This is a genomic window from Streptomyces sp. So13.3, assembly GCF_005860785.2.
In the GTDB taxonomy this organism is placed as follows: Bacteria; Actinomycetota; Actinomycetes; order Streptomycetales; family Streptomycetaceae; genus Actinacidiphila; species Actinacidiphila fildesensis.
This window is the reverse complement of record NZ_CP048835.1, coordinates 8,978,930-8,992,662: the sequence shown is the minus strand read 5'-3', so window position 1 is coordinate 8,992,662 and position 13,733 is coordinate 8,978,930. Positions and strand designations below refer to the sequence as shown.

Below are 13,733 nucleotides of genomic sequence, written 5' to 3'. Positions count from 1 at the left end.
TCTCGTCTCAGCGGATCTCGTTGATGCGGATCAGGTTGCCCGCGGGATCGCGGACGGCGCAGTCGCGCACCCCGTACGGCTGCTCGGTCGGCTCCTGGACGACTTCGGCATCGGCCTGCAGCCGTTCGAAGGTGGCGTCGAGGTCGGCGGTGGCCAGGGTGATGATGGCGTAGGTGCCCTTGGCCATCATCTCGGTGATGGTGCGCCGCTCGTCGTCGGTGACCCCGGGGTCCGCGGCCGGCGGGTGCAGGACGATGGACGTGCCGGGCTGGTCGGCGGGCCCGACGGTGATCCAGCGCAATCCGCCGTATCCGACGTCGTTGCGGACCTCGAAGCCGAGGATGTCGCGATAGAACGCCAGGGCGGCGTCCGGGTCGTCGTGCGGGAGGAACGTCGAGTGAATGGTGATGTCCATGACGCTCACGCTAGTTGCGGTCCGGTGGGCGGCGCTTCTCGATTCCTGATCGGTCCGGTCGCCCGATCCGACCACAACCGTCCACGGTTGCTGAGCAGTTGTCCTGCCCCGTAATCGGGCCGCATCGCATGTGTGGTGCGCGGCCCGGGTCAGGCCGATGCGGCATCCCATGCGAAGCCGTCCGGGTCGGTGAAAGGCTCGCCATCGGTGCCGATCATGAGCCGGTGCGAGCCGGTGCCGTCCACGGGGACGCCCGCGTCCTTGGCGAGGGCACGGCGCCCGTACAGCGCGAGCTTGACGGGACTCGACGGGGTGGCGAACTCGACGTACTTGCGGCCGAAGCTCTTCGCCACGGTCAGGCCGCGGTCGAGGTAGAACCGCTTGCTCGCGACCATGTCCGTGACTCCCAGCAGGAGCACGATGTCGTCGATCTCCCGGGTGGCCGGGCCGGTGTCCTTCTTCGCCGAGGTGGCGACCTTCCAGATCGTCCCGTCCGGGGCCCGTACGACGCCGCCGTGGCCCCAGAGGGACTTCGTGACCGGCTTCAGCGGCGTGGCACCGGCTTCGACGGCGGCGTCGATGAGGCTGTTGACGTTGGCCGGCTGGGACACGGTGAGCGACAGTGTGAACCCGCGGAAGCCGGTCGTGGGTGCCTCCGAGGCCCGCAGGCGCACCTGGGTGTCCAGGCCGAAGGCGGCGGTGTAGAAGTGGGTGGCGGCCTTGGGGTCGGCCACGTCAAGGGTGATGGATTCGATGGAGGACATGGCTTCACGCTAGGCGTGGCGGTGCGGCCGGCGCTTCTCGATTCCTGACCGGTTCCGTCACCTGCGCCGCCGTGCACGGCGACGCCCCCAGCGCGGCGCCCGTCGGCCAGGGGGTGCAGTTGTGGGCGACGGTGTCGGCGAAGGTGCGGGCCAGCGGGCTCAGGGCGTCCCAGCGGCGCACGGCCCATCCGGCGGACAGGGCGCGTAGTACGGGGATCGGGATGAGCCGGAGTCCGGGGTGGCTGGGCCCGCTCCAGCCGGGAAGGGCGGGCACGACGGCATGGCCGAGCCCCAGTTCCGCGAGGAGGATCGCGGTGTCCCAGTCGGCGACACTGGTGTCGGACGCCAGCTGGATCCCCAACTCGGCGAAGCAGGTGTCGAGATGGGCGCGCGAGGTCGAGTTCTCGGGGAGCCGGATGAGCTGGACGGACGCCAGATCGGCGGGCTCGATGCGGTTCTTGGCTGCCAGCGGATCGTCGGCTTTGACGGCCAGCACCCAGGGCAGTTCGACGACGGGACGTTGTTCGATGCCGCGGACGGTGGCACCGATGGTGATCCAGGCAAGGTCCAGGTCGTTGGCGGCGAGTGCGTCGAAGCAACTGCGGCTGGAGGTCTCGGTCTGGAATTCCAGGCTCACCTGGGGAAAGCGCTGCCTGAAAGCGACGACGGCCTCGGACATGAAGTGCCGGACGGTCGTGGCACCGGTCGTGATCCGTACTGATCCGCCGTCCCCACGTGCAAGGTCCCGCAGTCGGCGCAGTGCCAGGTCGATGCCGCCGATTCCGTCGCAGGCCGCCTCGTGGAGGATGCGTCCGGCAGCGGTGGGTGCGACACCTCGGGGATGCCGTTCCAGCAGGCTGAGGCCCAGTTCCCGTTCCAGTCGCCTGACGTGCTGGCTCACCGCCGACTGCGTGCACGAAAGGTCCCGGGCGACGGCGCTGAGATTGCCTGTTCTGCACACCGCGACGAAGACACGGAGGTCGTCAAGAGTCACGCGATTCAAGGTATCGCTTGGGGAGTTGCAAGCAAATCAGAGGATTGACTTGGGTCTTGTCGCGGACGACGATCGCTTCCGGTACCAGGGCGGCAACCCGCCCAGCGGTTGGGCGAGGGTCCGGACCCTCGCCCGGGCGCTGGAAGGGTGCCGACCCGACCGTCCGAAGGGAGCTGTCGATGGAGAACGCAGCATCAGCGCCGACCGGACACGGTCCGGCGCGGGACAACGCCGTAAGTGATGCCGTCGCATTCATGCGCACCTTGGGTGCGGCAGAGATCGAGCATCCCGGAGGGACGCTGCTGAAGCATCTCCTACGGGTCAGCCGGCTGCTGAAGGCATGGGGCGCCCGGCGCGATCTGCAACTGGCCGGCCTGTGCCACGCCTTCTACGGAACCGACGGATTCGCAACGGCGTTGTTGCCGCTGGAGTCCCGAGGCGAGTTGGTCCGACGCATCGGAGCGGGCGCGGAGGAGCTCGTGTACTTCTACGCCAGCTGCGACCGGAAGGCCTCCTACCGCACCCTCACCAGCGAGAGCGGGACGTTCCGCGACAGGTTCACCGGGCGCACCTTCCTCCCTGGCCCGCACCAACGGCGGGACTTCGCCGAACTCACCGCGGCGAACGAACTGGACCTTGCCGCCATCAACCCGGCCTTCCCCGCAGAATCGGGAGACGACCTGCTGGGTCTGCTCACCCGGCTGCGGCCGCTACTGAGCGACCACGCCTGGGAACACACCCAAAAGGTCCTGACCTGACCTGACGTCCGCTCCGAAGTGGGCCGGCCCGGGCCGGCAAGGCCTTGACCGGGTCCCGCACCTGGAACAGGTGGTCGCCGAGCCCACCCGGAAGGGCGTTCCCATCAGGCCGCGTGACGCGCTCAGGCGGGAAGGAAGAACCCGGTCACGTCGGCGAGGCGGTCATTACGGTGCACCGCGCTGCTCACGCCTGACATGAAAGCCCCGCCGTCCGGTCCGATCTGGGTCCAGCGGGCCAGCGACCGGTCGTGGTGGTCGAAGACCTCGTCGATGCGGAAGCGATGTCCGGGGAACGCCCCGGCGAAGCCGTTCATGTAGGCGTCCAGTTCGGCCAGACCGCCGACCTCGGTTCCCGGGTCCCGGTAGGCGACGTCGTCCACCGCGACCGCGCCGAGCGCGGTGAGCCGTATCGCGGGGTCGGCCGACCAGCACGCGGCGTAGTCGTTCCAGAGCTGCTGTTGATCACTCATCGTTGTTCCTCATTCTTGATGCGTTGGCTTGCTGGGGTGCCTTGGCCTGCCCGGCGCCGATCGAGGCCAGGGCCCCGTCGGTGATGGCGTGCAGTTTGGCGGCGGCCGTACCGGAGCGGACGAGGACCAGGAGGCCTTGGTAGAGGGTCAGGAGCTGGACGGCCGACACCTCGACGTCGAGTTCCGCCGGCAGGAGCTGCTGGGCGCGGGCGCGCGTCAGTGCGTCGGCGAAACCCGACTCGATCGTCTCCAGCCCCCGGCGTACGCCTTCCGAGGCCTGCGGAACGGTGTAGGACTCCACCGCGGTGTTGGTGAGCAGGCACCCCGGATCGGGTTCCGGGCCGGGGTTCGCGTCGAACGCCGAGGTGAAGAACGAGCGGATGCCGGCCACCGGGTCCTGCGTGTCGAGCAGGTGGACGCGGACTCTGCCCTCGACCACCTGATCGTTGTAGGCGTCCAGTGCGGCACTGAACAACCCCTCCTTGCTCTGGAACGCGCGGTACAAGCTGCCCGGGTGCATCCCGGTCGCTTCTTCGAGGTCGCGCAGCGAGGCGCCGAGGTATCCACGACGACGGAACAGCCCCATGGCGGAGGCCAGTACCTCCCCCCGGTCCCACACTTGTTGACGACCCATCACCGCTCCTCGTAGTTGAACGATCGCTCACAAAATAGCATGCGCGACGCCGCGACCGACGCAGAAGCTGTCGTCAGACCCTCCGTCTGAGCGCTCACACCTCGGATAACATCCCATACCCGAGGCGACAAACCGGATATGACGCCCTGTCGGACCGGCGCCCGTGACCGAGGGGAACCGCTGCACGTGACCGAGCCCGCCGAGTCTGCCGAGCCCGCAGAACCCGAGCGCACCCTGCACTACGCCGACGACATCTCCGCCGCCGACGTGGACGCCCTGGCCGCCTTCCTCGACGACCGGCTCAAGGCCCTGGCCAGCCGGCACCGGGGCCAGCCCGAGGAGCAGCGCGCCACCCTGGGGCTGGTCAACGTGACGCACCATCTGATGTCGTCGCTGCGTCACCATCTGGAGCAGCGCTCGGCCCGGCCCGGCGAGGCGGCCGCCGAGGCCCTCGACCGCTGCCTGGACATTCAGCGGGACTGGAACCTGCTGTGCGAAGCGGTGTCCCCCTGGCGCGATGCCGAGGGCTACGACACCGCGCGCTGGCACCACCTGCAGCACCTGGACGCCGCGGCCCGTACCCGGTCCAGCCACTGCTGAATCGGGCACGACGGGCACGCCGGACACGCCGGGCCCGATGACGCGGCTAGCGCGGCGCGGTGTCGTCGGACGTGAACGGGCCACCATGGCCGGGCACGATTGCTGAATCGGGCACGACGGGCACGCCGGACACGCCGGGCCCGATGACGCGGCTAGCGCGGCGCGGTGTCGTCGGACGTGAACGGGCCACCATGGCCGGGCACGATCAGGTCCGCGGCGGCCAGGACCCTGAGCCGGGAGGCGCGCAGTACGTCGCGGTCCGGGGCCACCGGGTCGTCCGCCGGGCCTTCCGAGTGCCACCACAGGTCGCCCGCGAACGCCACCACTCCCGAATCCGTGCCCGCCAGCAGCGTGATGTCCTCGGGGCTGTGTCCCGGCGTGCGGATCAGCCGCAGCGACGGGGTGAGTTCGTAGCCCTCCGCGTCCCGGTTCGTCCACTGGTCACCCAGGTACTCCACCTTGTGGTCATGGACCCGGGCTCGTCCGAACAGGCCCACGTTCATGGTGTTGTCCGGGTGGTGGTGGCTGAGCACCACGTCGGTGATGTCGTCCGGGCCGAGGCCCAGCTCCGCGAGCGGGTCGAGGATACGGTCGCGGCTCGCCACCATGCCCGGGTCGAAGATCACATGCCGTTCGCCGTCGGTGATGTAGGAGACCGTGGCGGCGACTCCGGGGCCCGTGGAGCCGACGTAGCCGGTGGTCAGGATCGTGTACACGGCGCTGCGGCCGAGCGGTGCGTCTGTCATGCCCCCAATCCTTCCGGGCCGGCCGGCCGCTCACGAGTGGCACTGCTGCCCCTGATCACAGGATTCGTGCCACAGATGCGACACTGCTCCTGTGCCGCCTTTCGTGACTGTCGCCGCGTACGTCCCGCCGGGTGTCGGCATGCTCGCCCTCGGCATCGTCACGGAGGTGTTCGGCCCGCACGGGGAGGGGCTGCCCGGCTTCGACTTCGCCCTGTGCAGCGACCGGCCGGGGCCGGTTCCCACCGACCTCCGCGTGCCGCTCCTGATCGAGCACGGCCTGGACCGCCTGGCCGCGGCCGATCTCGTCATCGCCCTGCCGTGGGCCGGTTTCCGCACGCCGCTCGAACCCGCGGTGCTCGACGCGCTGTCGGCCGCGCACGAGAACGGCGCGCTGGTCGCGGCCCACTGCGTCGGCACGTTCGCGCTCGCCGCCGCCGGACTGCTCGACGGCCGACGGGCCACCACGCACTGGCGGTTCGCCGAACTGCTGGCCCGCCGCTACCCGGATGTCGCCGTCGAACCCGACGCCCTGTACATCGACGAAGAGCGGATCACCACGGGTGCGGGAGCGGCCGCGGGCTTCGACCTGTGCCTGCATCTACTGCGGCGGGAGTACGGGGCCGCGATGGCCAACGCCGTCGCGCGGGACATGGTGCTGCCCTCCCACCGGGACGGCGGGCAGGCCCAGTACCTGGCAGCCCCCGTCCCCGAGGACTGCCAGGACGAACGCCTCACCGAGGTGATCGCCTGGGCCCGCGAACACCTCCACGAGCCGCTTCCCGTCGCGGAACTGGCCCGGCGCGCCGTGATGAGCAAACGATCCTTCGCCCGCCGCTTCGCCGCCGCGACCGGTACCACCCCGCACGCCTGGCTGCGGAGCCTGCGACTGAGCAGCGCCGAGGAGCTCCTGGAGACCACGGACCTGCCGGTCGAGGAGATCGCCCACCGGGTCGGTTACGGCAGCGCCGCCGTACTGCGTGAACAGTTCGTGCGCCGCCGGGGTGTGCCACCCCGCTCCTACCGCCGCTCCTTCACCCACGTGCCGTAGCGAACAGCCCGCGGTCGCCGCTCGCGGACTCCCCCGACGCCGAGCTCCTCACGCACCACACGTTGCGGCAGCGGACTGCGGGACGCAGTCGAGGACCACGTGGCCGAGTGGTGTCGTGCGGACGCCCGCGACATGCAGCCCGCTGCCGGCCGCCAGGGCCGAGTACTCGTCGACGCTCCGCTCCCGGCCGCCCGCGAACACCAGCATGCGCAGGTCCATCTCCGCGAAGCCCGCCGGATCGTCGCCGGACGTACCGTGCCCCTCGATGACGACGACCCGGCCGCGGGCCTGCGCGTCGTCCCAGTCGTGCACCACCCGTCGAAGGACGCAGACATCGGAACCGGCCGGCAGCGGGTCGAAGAAGCTCTGCCCGACGACCTCGCACCGGTCCGTCAGCCCGCGCGTGGCGAGGAACTCCCGGCCCCGCTCGGCGGTCGCCGGAAGGTCGACCAGAGTGGCCCGCAAGTCCGGGTGGGTTTCGAGCAGCTCGGCGAGCAGGGCGCCGGTGCCCCCGCCGACATCGGTCACATGCCGGACCGCGGACCAGTCGTAGCCTCCCGCCTCGTCCGTCACGAAAGCGGCGCTGGACGACATGTTGGCGTCGAAGGAGGCGCCCATCCGCGGATTGGCCGCCAGATAAGGCCAGAACGGGGCGCCGAAGACCGTCTCCCAGGCAGGCTCCCCGGTGCGGACGGTGTGCAGCAGGCCGACGAACGCCAGATCCATCGTGCCGCCGAAACCGTCCAGGTCGAGCCCGCGCCGCAGTTCCGCCGGATGCCGGGAGCGCAACAGCTCCGCGATCTCGTTGACCGCGAAGTGCCCTGGCTCCGGCTCGGTGAAGACGCCATGGCACACCAGGTGCCGCAGCATCCGGCCGAGCGCGTCCGGATCGGCCTCCGAGCGCCGGGCGAGTTCGTCGATCTGCCCGGAGCCGTCGGCGATCAGGTCGGCGAGGCGCAGCGTGGCGGCTGCCCGCAGGGCCATGGGGGTGATCAGATCCATCAGCGGCGCGATGGTCCGCCAGGCGCGCAGCACGCTGTCACCCTCGTCCGCGTCCTCCGGGGCCGTCCGGTCCATGGTCGTCTCCCTGCGTCGGGCGGCCCGCCGGTGCTCGCGGTGGGCCGCGATGCGTTGTCCGCGGAACCGGACTTCGTTGCCCGTATCAGACCAGACGGAAGCCGGCTGCTCCAGCCAACAGGCGCACCACGGACCAGGACCAGCCGACCGTCACCGAGTTCATGGGCTTCAGCCGCTGTTTCCAGGGAACCGGGCGATGAATCCCCAGGTCAGGAGCCCCAAGGAGATCCTCGCGACACGTCACCGGCCCCGCGTGACCGCAGCGCCGCCCGCCCCGGAGGAGGGGCCCTCACCCTCGTCGGACACCCACTGTCGCAGAGCGGCTCATACCGTTGATCGGTAGTGTCGGAAGGGATCGCCGCTCGCTTCCCACGCCCGGAGCGCGGACCGGGGCGGCCGAGCGGAGGGAGGCAGGCTGTCATGACCGTGATCTCCCTGAAGTCCGCCGTGGTGCGGGGAGGCGTCACCCTGCCCTACGCCGAGGCGGGCTATCCCGGTGGCACACCGGTGGTCTTCGTGCACGGGCTCTCCGACTCCTGGTGGTCCTTCGAGCCCCTGCTGCAACGCCTCCCGGCGTCCCTGCACGGTTACGCGCCGACCCAGCGCGGCCACGGCGACGCCGACCGTCCCCCCGACGGATACACACCGGAGGATTTCGCGTCGGACCTGGTGTCCTTCCTCGACACCGTAGGCATCGAGCGCACTCTTCTCGTCGGATCCTCGACCGGCGGGGTCACCGCCCGGATCGTCGCCGGCAGCCACCCCGACCGGATTTCCGGACTGGTCCTCATCGGCGTCCCGGCCACGCTCGCGGACAAACCCACCACGGCCGAAATGAACGAGACGGTCCAAAGCCTCTCCGACCCTGTCCCCCGCGCATTCGTCGAGACCCCCCTGTCCGGCATCATGGCCCGCCCCGTTGCCAGAGGACTCATCGAGACCATGATCGACGAGCGTCTCAAGGTCCCCGCCCGCGTCTGGAAGGACACCCTGCACGGACTGCTCGAAGCCGACCTCGCCGCGACCCTCGCAGGCATCCTGGTGCCGACGCTCGTCATCTGGGGCGACCAGGACGACTTTCTCCCGCGCAGCGACCAGCAGGCCATCCTGGACGCCATCCACGGCACACGTCTGCTCACCTACGAAGGCGCGGGCAACGTCGTCCACTGGGAACAGCCCGGGCGCGTCGTCGCCGACATCGCCGCATTCGCCACCGGCCTCGCGCGCCCCGGCGGTTCCAACACACCGTGAGTTCCGGGCCGGCGCCGGTCGGACCGGACGTCCGGCCCGAGTTGGCCGGACGTCCGGCGCCCTGAAGGGTGGTGCTCCGTGGGGTGGGCGCGGATCCTGTGTGGATGGCTGACACGCGAACCGTGGTGTTCCGCTGGCAGGCGCCGTACAAGAAGCCGTGGGTCTTCGAGGAAGGAGCCGTCACCGTCTGCGTGTTGCTCCCGCTGACGGTGTTGTTCTCGTTCGTCCTGCCGGTGGTGGCCTTCCTGCTCGTGCTCTGCGTCATCTACGGGATCGGGTGTTCGGGACGCGAATGGGTGCGTACCTGGAGGTCGGTGGTCGATGTGTGGGTGGAGACGGGTGCCCGGCGACGGCTGTTGCTGCGGCAGCGGTACGGGCGCACCCGCTCCTACCCGCTGGACGCGGTGACTACGGTGCGGCAGGTGGGAAGCGTCTCAAGGGTCATGGTGGACGCGGGAGAGGACGACGAGCGGGAGGAGACCGACGAGATGGCGCTGCTCCTGGAGGTGGGCAAGGTGTCCCACACCACGTACAAGGCACCCCACCTCTCCACGGCCACCATGTGGCCGTTGGTGGAGGAACTGCGACGCGGGTGCCCTCACATCGTCGTGGCGCCGACCGAGTACCGGATGCGCTACTTCGTCGACGTGGAACGGGGCATGTCCCCCGGCTGAGCGCGGCATGCCTACCGCTTCGTTGCGCGAGTGCCTGACGATGGTGACACCTTCGCTACTGGCGAGTAGGGTCAGGCTCCGACGAATGGAGTTCCCATGGCCCGCACGTTCACCGTGTCGCGCAGCATCCTGATCGAGGCCGCCGCGTCGACCGTGTACGAACAGGTCAGCCGGCCCGCGCAGATGGGACGGTGGAGCCCCGAGAACCTCGGCGCGACCCTCTCCGGCGAGGACGAGTGCGCGCCGGTCGGTCTCGTCTTCGACGGGCACAACAAGCGCGGCCCGTTCCGCTGGACCACCCGCTGCACGGTGACCGCCTCCGATCCCGGCCGCCGTTTCGCCTTTCGCGTCCATGCGATCGGGCTGCGCCGTCCCCGTCTGTCCGCCCCCATCGCCTCCTGGGAGTACCGCCTGGAGGACTCCGGAACCGGCACCAAGGTGACGGAGACCTGGACGGACGACCGCCGCTCGTGGCCCACCTTCGTGGCCAACGCCTTCGACCGCGTCGCCACCGGCGGCCACACCTTCGCCGCGTTCCAGGTCCGCAACATCGACAGGACGCTCCGCAACCTGAAGCGCGATCTGGACGCCTCGACGAACGCCTGACCACGGTCGGCTCTGTCGTCGGGGCGCGGTAAGCACCCACGTCGGCAAAGAGCGCGCCTCAAGGGATCGGCACGATGGGCTCCCGTTCCCGGTGGACGAATCCGGTCACACCCTCTGACGCGTTCCGGTCTTCTTCCTGTGGTCTTCGGCGGGAGAACGCTGGTCCTGGAACGGCTCCACGTGGCGAGGCCCGGGGCCGGAACCGTCCCCTGGTGAACCTGCCGCGCGACCGCTCCGCGAGGGGTATCCGACGTGCACCACTCCGGGACGTCTGGATCCGGTCAGCCGGCCGCATCACAGCACGCCGGTTGCCGAGCACCCATTGCTCCGCGATGAGCAGGAGTCGACCTTCGTCCTCGACCACACCCCACCCCCACAACCGCCCCCGGGTTGGCTGCTGCGGTCCTGGTTCTTCCCGGACACCGGCACCTTCCACTGCTCGCAGGAGGCGGCCCCGTCGGGTCGTCTGCGGGTACGGACCCCGCGCACCGCGGACCGAGAGCGGGCAGCGGCGCTCCTGTCGGCCTGGCGGGCAGTGACCGCCGAACTGGACGCCCAGCCCGGTCTGACGCCCGACGCCCTGACCGTCCCGCCCCGCGCCTTCGTCTTCGCCCACCGCTCCCCGGTCCGCGACTGACCACCGGCAGGTCCGGAACGTGGCGCATGGCTTCTGAAGGCCACAGCCCCTGGCCGCCGCGCTTCACCGACGTTTCTTCGCGCCCTTCGGACGGTACTTCCGGACCTATCGGCCGACCAGCGGCAGCGCTGGGAAGGTGTGGTCCTGCCAGATCAGGCGGGAGGTCTCCTCCGGGTAGGCGGTGACGGCCGGGCTTGTGTCGAAGAGCTGCACGAGGCGTTGCTCGGTGTCGTACGCGGGCCAGCCGGGGTCGCCGTGGGTGGCGAATGCCGTCCACGCGGCGCGCATGTGGGCGGACAGCGCCTCTGCCTCCGGGGACGGGCTCTCGCCGATCAGCAGGGCGGGCTGGCCGCGGTCCAGGTTGCCGAAGACGAGCGGCACGTCGAGTCCGTGGCAGGCGCCGAACGCACCGCCCATGCCCGGGGCGGACCAGGTCAGCTCGTAGACGTGGGCACGGCCGCCGCCGGCGGTCTGGGCCTGGGCCAGATGGAGGGTCGGCATACGGAACAGCCAGTCGGAGTGGACCAGTTCGTACAGCTCGTCCGGGCCGGCCGCCGGGAACCCGTCACGGTATCGGCGTGCGCCGTCCCCGTCCGGGGCGAAGATCTGCAGGGCAGCGGCCGCCTGATCCGGCGTCACCTGGCCGAGCAGGCCTTCGAGCGCGGTGAGCAGCCGCTGCTCGTCGCGGGTGTGGCCGACGAGGAGTTCGATGTCCCGGGCGGCGCCGGCGGCCAGGGCCTGCCATGGCGTGACCGGCAGCGTGTCTCCGTCGACGACCGGCGAATACGGGATCGACCGGTGCGCGACCTGACCCCAGCGTTCCACCCACTGGGCCATCTTGGCGCCGACCGCATCGCCGGCGGCGGACAGCCGGGCCGGGGCCACCGTGGACAGATCCGCCACCGTGGGCCGCAGCCCCAGTTCGGTGGCGCAGGCGGTGGCGATGTCGGCGGCGAGCTCCGGCGAGAAGAACGTGCCCGGCACGCTCTGCGCGACGGCCCGGTCGAAGAGCCCGGCCGCACGCGGCATCGCCAGGAGCGCGGCGACGGATCCGCCGCCGGCCGACTCGCCGAAGACGGTGACGCGGTCCGGGTCGCCGCCGAAGGCCCGAATGTTGTCGCGCACCCACTCCAGAGCGGCGACCTGGTCCAGCAGGCCCCGGTTGGCGGGCGCCCCTTCGATCTGGCCGAACCCTTCAAGGCCCACACGGTAGTTGAACGTCACCACGACAACGGCACCGTCACGCGCCAGGCGGCCGCCGTCGTACTCGGGAAGACCGGACATGCCGACCGTGTAGGCGCCGCCCTGGATCCACACCATCACCGGCAGCCCCGCACCGGGGCCCGGCTCCGGTGACCAGACGTTGACCGTCAGCCAGTCGTCGCCCACCGCGTCCCGCGCCAGCGCGGCCATGCCCAAAGCGCCGCCCTGAGGGGGCGGCGGGCCGTACGACACAGCCGGCCGCACGCCGTCCCATCCCGGCACGGGCCGCGGCGCCGCGAACCGCAGCGAGCCGACCGGCGGCTCGGCGAACGGGATCCCGCGGAAGACCGCGACGCCCTCTTCCCGGCTGCCGCGCAGCGCCCCGGCCGCAGCGCGGACTTCGGGCTGGGACCCGGACGGCTCGGACGCGACAACATTCATCACAATTCCCTCGCTGGGCAGGTGGGGCGCGATCACAGCGGTTCGCCTCGGCCCGGGCACCAGGAATTCGCGTCGGCCCGGACACTCGGATCATCCCGCTGCACCACGATGCCCGCCAGCCATTTACGGACGGCCCGGACTTCCGGACCGGTCGACAGGGCTGCCATGCCGTAGAGGAATATCTGCGAGGCCACCCTGTCCGGACGGCGCTGTCGCCAGGCGGTCGTCGCCAGTGCGCGGTGCGCGGCCAGGTGATGCGCCAGGACGTCGTGACGACGTTGTGGGCCTGGCCGAAGTGCCGGTAGGCCGAGCGGAAGTCCCGCGCGGTCAGGGCCTGGTGCCCCTGCCGCATCGCGGACTCGTAGTTCGATTCGGACATGATTCCCCGTATTCCCCGTATTCCCCGTTTCTCCTGTGAACGCAGGGGATGACGGACCGCCGGACCGGGTCGGGTCACAGCCCCGCGATGAGCATGTCGAAGGCCTCGTCGAGAAGGTCGTCCAGATCGCGCGGGTCCACCCGGCCGTGGTTCTCCGCTGCCTGCAGTGCGGCGAAGGCCGCGCCGATCAGCAGCGAGGGGTACATGCCGGCGGACGGTGGCGGGCCGACGCGCTCGGCCACCTCCGCGGCCAGGGCCGCGATGGTGGCGTCCACCTGGTCCAGCCGCATCCGGGAGAACAGCTCCGGATGACGCCGGTAGAGCTCCTGCAGCAGCTCCCACTCCTCGGCCAGGTGCGCGAAGTCCGCCGCGCGCACCACCGCCTTGACGGTCTCGCGCACCGACACGGCCACTGCAAATCGGTATGGGTCCGCGCGGACCGACACTGACGGGCCGACGCATCACCCCGGCTCTCCGATGCGGGTTCCGGCGCCGGTCCGGCTGCTCCATGTAGCGAGCCGCGCACGAATCGGCTAACTTTCCTGCTAGTAGTCGTGGATCCGAAGTCTCAGCGCCCGCGGTTCGCACCGTGGGCGTCGTGCTGTGCGGCAATGTCCGAGGACCAGGGCGATCACCTCAACACGGGGGCACTGACAAGACAGTGCCCCGAGATCCTGGACAAGGGGACAAACATGGCCACCGGTATCGTGAAGTGGTTCAACGCGGAAAAGGGCTTCGGCTTCATCGAGCAGGACGGCGGCGGCCCGGACGTCTTCGCCCACTACTCCAACATCGCCGCCCAGGGCTTCCGTGAGCTCTTCGAGGGCCAGAAGGTCCAGTTCGACGTCACTCAGGGCCAGAAGGGCCCGCAGGCGGAGAACATCGTAGGAATCTGACCCACGTCTCGGCGCCCCGCACCGGTTCTCCTTTCCGGTGCGGGGCGCCCTGCCCCACCGATCCGGTGGGCAGCGCGCTGGGCAAGATCATGCGCGTGCTCCCGGAGCTGGTCGCCAACCCGGCGCAGGCCGTAAGAACG

The 13,733-nt window shown here is 70.4% G+C and carries 17 protein-coding genes; 8 read left to right on the top strand and 9 right to left on the bottom strand.

Annotated elements, in window-relative coordinates:
- Positions 1 to 7 precede the first annotated feature (7 nt).
- The 3 genes from C8250_RS40155 to C8250_RS40145 all read right to left on the bottom strand — a co-directional run bounded on the left by C8250_RS40155 (position 8) and on the right by C8250_RS40145 (position 2,173).
- Positions 8 to 415, bottom strand: a complete 408-nt coding sequence (locus tag C8250_RS40155) for a VOC family protein (RefSeq protein ID WP_138352047.1) — start codon at positions 413 to 415, stop codon at positions 8 to 10.
- Positions 416 to 564: 149 nt separating this feature from the next.
- Entirely contained in the window at positions 565 to 1,179 is a 615-nt protein-coding gene (locus C8250_RS40150; RefSeq protein WP_138352048.1) for a VOC family protein, read from the bottom strand.
- A gap of 4 nt (positions 1,180 to 1,183) precedes the next feature.
- Positions 1,184 to 2,173 carry a LysR family transcriptional regulator gene (locus C8250_RS40145; protein WP_138352049.1) on the bottom strand — a complete coding sequence of 330 codons (990 nt, stop codon included), beginning with the start codon at positions 2,171 to 2,173 and terminating at the stop codon, positions 1,184 to 1,186.
- Positions 2,174 to 2,427: 254 nt separating this feature from the next.
- On the opposite strand from C8250_RS40145, the gene C8250_RS40140 reads away from it, so the two are divergent.
- Positions 2,428 to 2,931, top strand: a complete 504-nt coding sequence (locus C8250_RS40140) for a DUF6817 domain-containing protein (protein ID WP_138352050.1) — start codon at positions 2,428 to 2,430, stop codon at positions 2,929 to 2,931.
- 122 nt (positions 2,932 to 3,053) lie between these two features.
- Here the strand turns inward: C8250_RS40140 and C8250_RS40135 are convergent, their stop codons facing one another.
- Both C8250_RS40135 and C8250_RS40130 read right to left on the bottom strand, forming a co-directional pair.
- The gene (locus tag C8250_RS40135; protein ID WP_138352051.1) at positions 3,054 to 3,401 is read right to left on the bottom strand and encodes a nuclear transport factor 2 family protein; all 348 of its coding nucleotides are present in this window, start codon (positions 3,399 to 3,401) and stop codon (positions 3,054 to 3,056) included.
- Positions 3,394 to 4,035, bottom strand: coding sequence for a TetR/AcrR family transcriptional regulator (locus C8250_RS40130; protein WP_138352052.1), 642 nt, complete (start codon positions 4,033 to 4,035; stop codon positions 3,394 to 3,396). Before C8250_RS40130 ends, C8250_RS40135 begins: the two co-directional genes overlap by 8 nt.
- Before the next feature lie 186 nt (positions 4,036 to 4,221).
- Here C8250_RS40130 and C8250_RS40125 point away from each other — a divergent pair, with 186 nt between their 5' ends.
- Positions 4,222 to 4,635 (top strand): hypothetical protein, encoded by a 414-nt coding sequence (locus C8250_RS40125; RefSeq protein WP_138352053.1) that lies wholly within the window; start codon positions 4,222 to 4,224, stop codon positions 4,633 to 4,635.
- Between the two features lie 152 nt (positions 4,636 to 4,787).
- Here C8250_RS40125 and C8250_RS40120 read toward each other — a convergent pair whose 3' ends face one another.
- Positions 4,788 to 5,381 (bottom strand): MBL fold metallo-hydrolase, encoded by a 594-nt coding sequence (locus C8250_RS40120; protein ID WP_138352054.1) that lies wholly within the window; start codon positions 5,379 to 5,381, stop codon positions 4,788 to 4,790.
- Positions 5,382 to 5,520: 139 nt separating this feature from the next.
- On the opposite strand from C8250_RS40120, the gene C8250_RS40115 reads away from it, so the two are divergent.
- Positions 5,521 to 6,429 carry a helix-turn-helix domain-containing protein gene (locus tag C8250_RS40115; RefSeq protein ID WP_138352107.1) on the top strand — a complete coding sequence of 303 codons (909 nt, stop codon included), beginning with the start codon at positions 5,521 to 5,523 and terminating at the stop codon, positions 6,427 to 6,429.
- 48 nt (positions 6,430 to 6,477) lie between these two features.
- Here C8250_RS40115 and C8250_RS40110 read toward each other — a convergent pair whose 3' ends face one another.
- Positions 6,478 to 7,506: a methyltransferase gene (locus C8250_RS40110; protein WP_138352055.1), complete on the bottom strand. Its 1,029-nt coding sequence runs from the start codon at positions 7,504 to 7,506 to the stop codon at positions 6,478 to 6,480.
- Positions 7,507 to 7,926: 420 nt separating this feature from the next.
- Here C8250_RS40110 and C8250_RS40105 point away from each other — a divergent pair, with 420 nt between their 5' ends.
- The 4 genes from C8250_RS40105 to C8250_RS40090 all read left to right on the top strand — a co-directional run bounded on the left by C8250_RS40105 (position 7,927) and on the right by C8250_RS40090 (position 10,674).
- Positions 7,927 to 8,757, top strand: a complete 831-nt coding sequence (locus C8250_RS40105) for an alpha/beta hydrolase (protein WP_138352056.1) — start codon at positions 7,927 to 7,929, stop codon at positions 8,755 to 8,757.
- Between the two features lie 104 nt (positions 8,758 to 8,861).
- A complete protein-coding gene (locus C8250_RS40100) occupies positions 8,862 to 9,431 on the top strand; it encodes a hypothetical protein (RefSeq protein WP_138352057.1) in 570 nt (189 codons plus the stop codon).
- Between the two features lie 96 nt (positions 9,432 to 9,527).
- Positions 9,528 to 10,037 (top strand): SRPBCC family protein, encoded by a 510-nt coding sequence (locus C8250_RS40095; protein ID WP_138352058.1) that lies wholly within the window; start codon positions 9,528 to 9,530, stop codon positions 10,035 to 10,037.
- 322 nt (positions 10,038 to 10,359) lie between these two features.
- Positions 10,360 to 10,674 carry a hypothetical protein gene (locus C8250_RS40090; RefSeq protein WP_138352059.1) on the top strand — a complete coding sequence of 105 codons (315 nt, stop codon included), beginning with the start codon at positions 10,360 to 10,362 and terminating at the stop codon, positions 10,672 to 10,674.
- Between the two features lie 105 nt (positions 10,675 to 10,779).
- On the opposite strand, the gene C8250_RS40085 is transcribed toward C8250_RS40090, so the two are convergent.
- Together C8250_RS40085 and C8250_RS40080 are read right to left on the bottom strand one after the other, a co-directional pair.
- A complete protein-coding gene (locus C8250_RS40085) occupies positions 10,780 to 12,318 on the bottom strand; it encodes a carboxylesterase family protein (RefSeq protein WP_138352060.1) in 1,539 nt (512 codons plus the stop codon).
- A 453-nt stretch (positions 12,319 to 12,771) separates the two neighbouring features.
- Positions 12,772 to 13,110, bottom strand: a complete 339-nt coding sequence (locus C8250_RS40080; protein ID WP_138352061.1) for a hypothetical protein — start codon at positions 13,108 to 13,110, stop codon at positions 12,772 to 12,774.
- Between the two features lie 279 nt (positions 13,111 to 13,389).
- On the opposite strand from C8250_RS40080, the gene C8250_RS40075 reads away from it, so the two are divergent.
- Positions 13,390 to 13,593 (top strand): cold-shock protein, encoded by a 204-nt coding sequence (locus C8250_RS40075; protein ID WP_138352062.1) that lies wholly within the window; start codon positions 13,390 to 13,392, stop codon positions 13,591 to 13,593.
- The last annotated feature ends 140 nt before the right edge of the window (positions 13,594 to 13,733 follow it).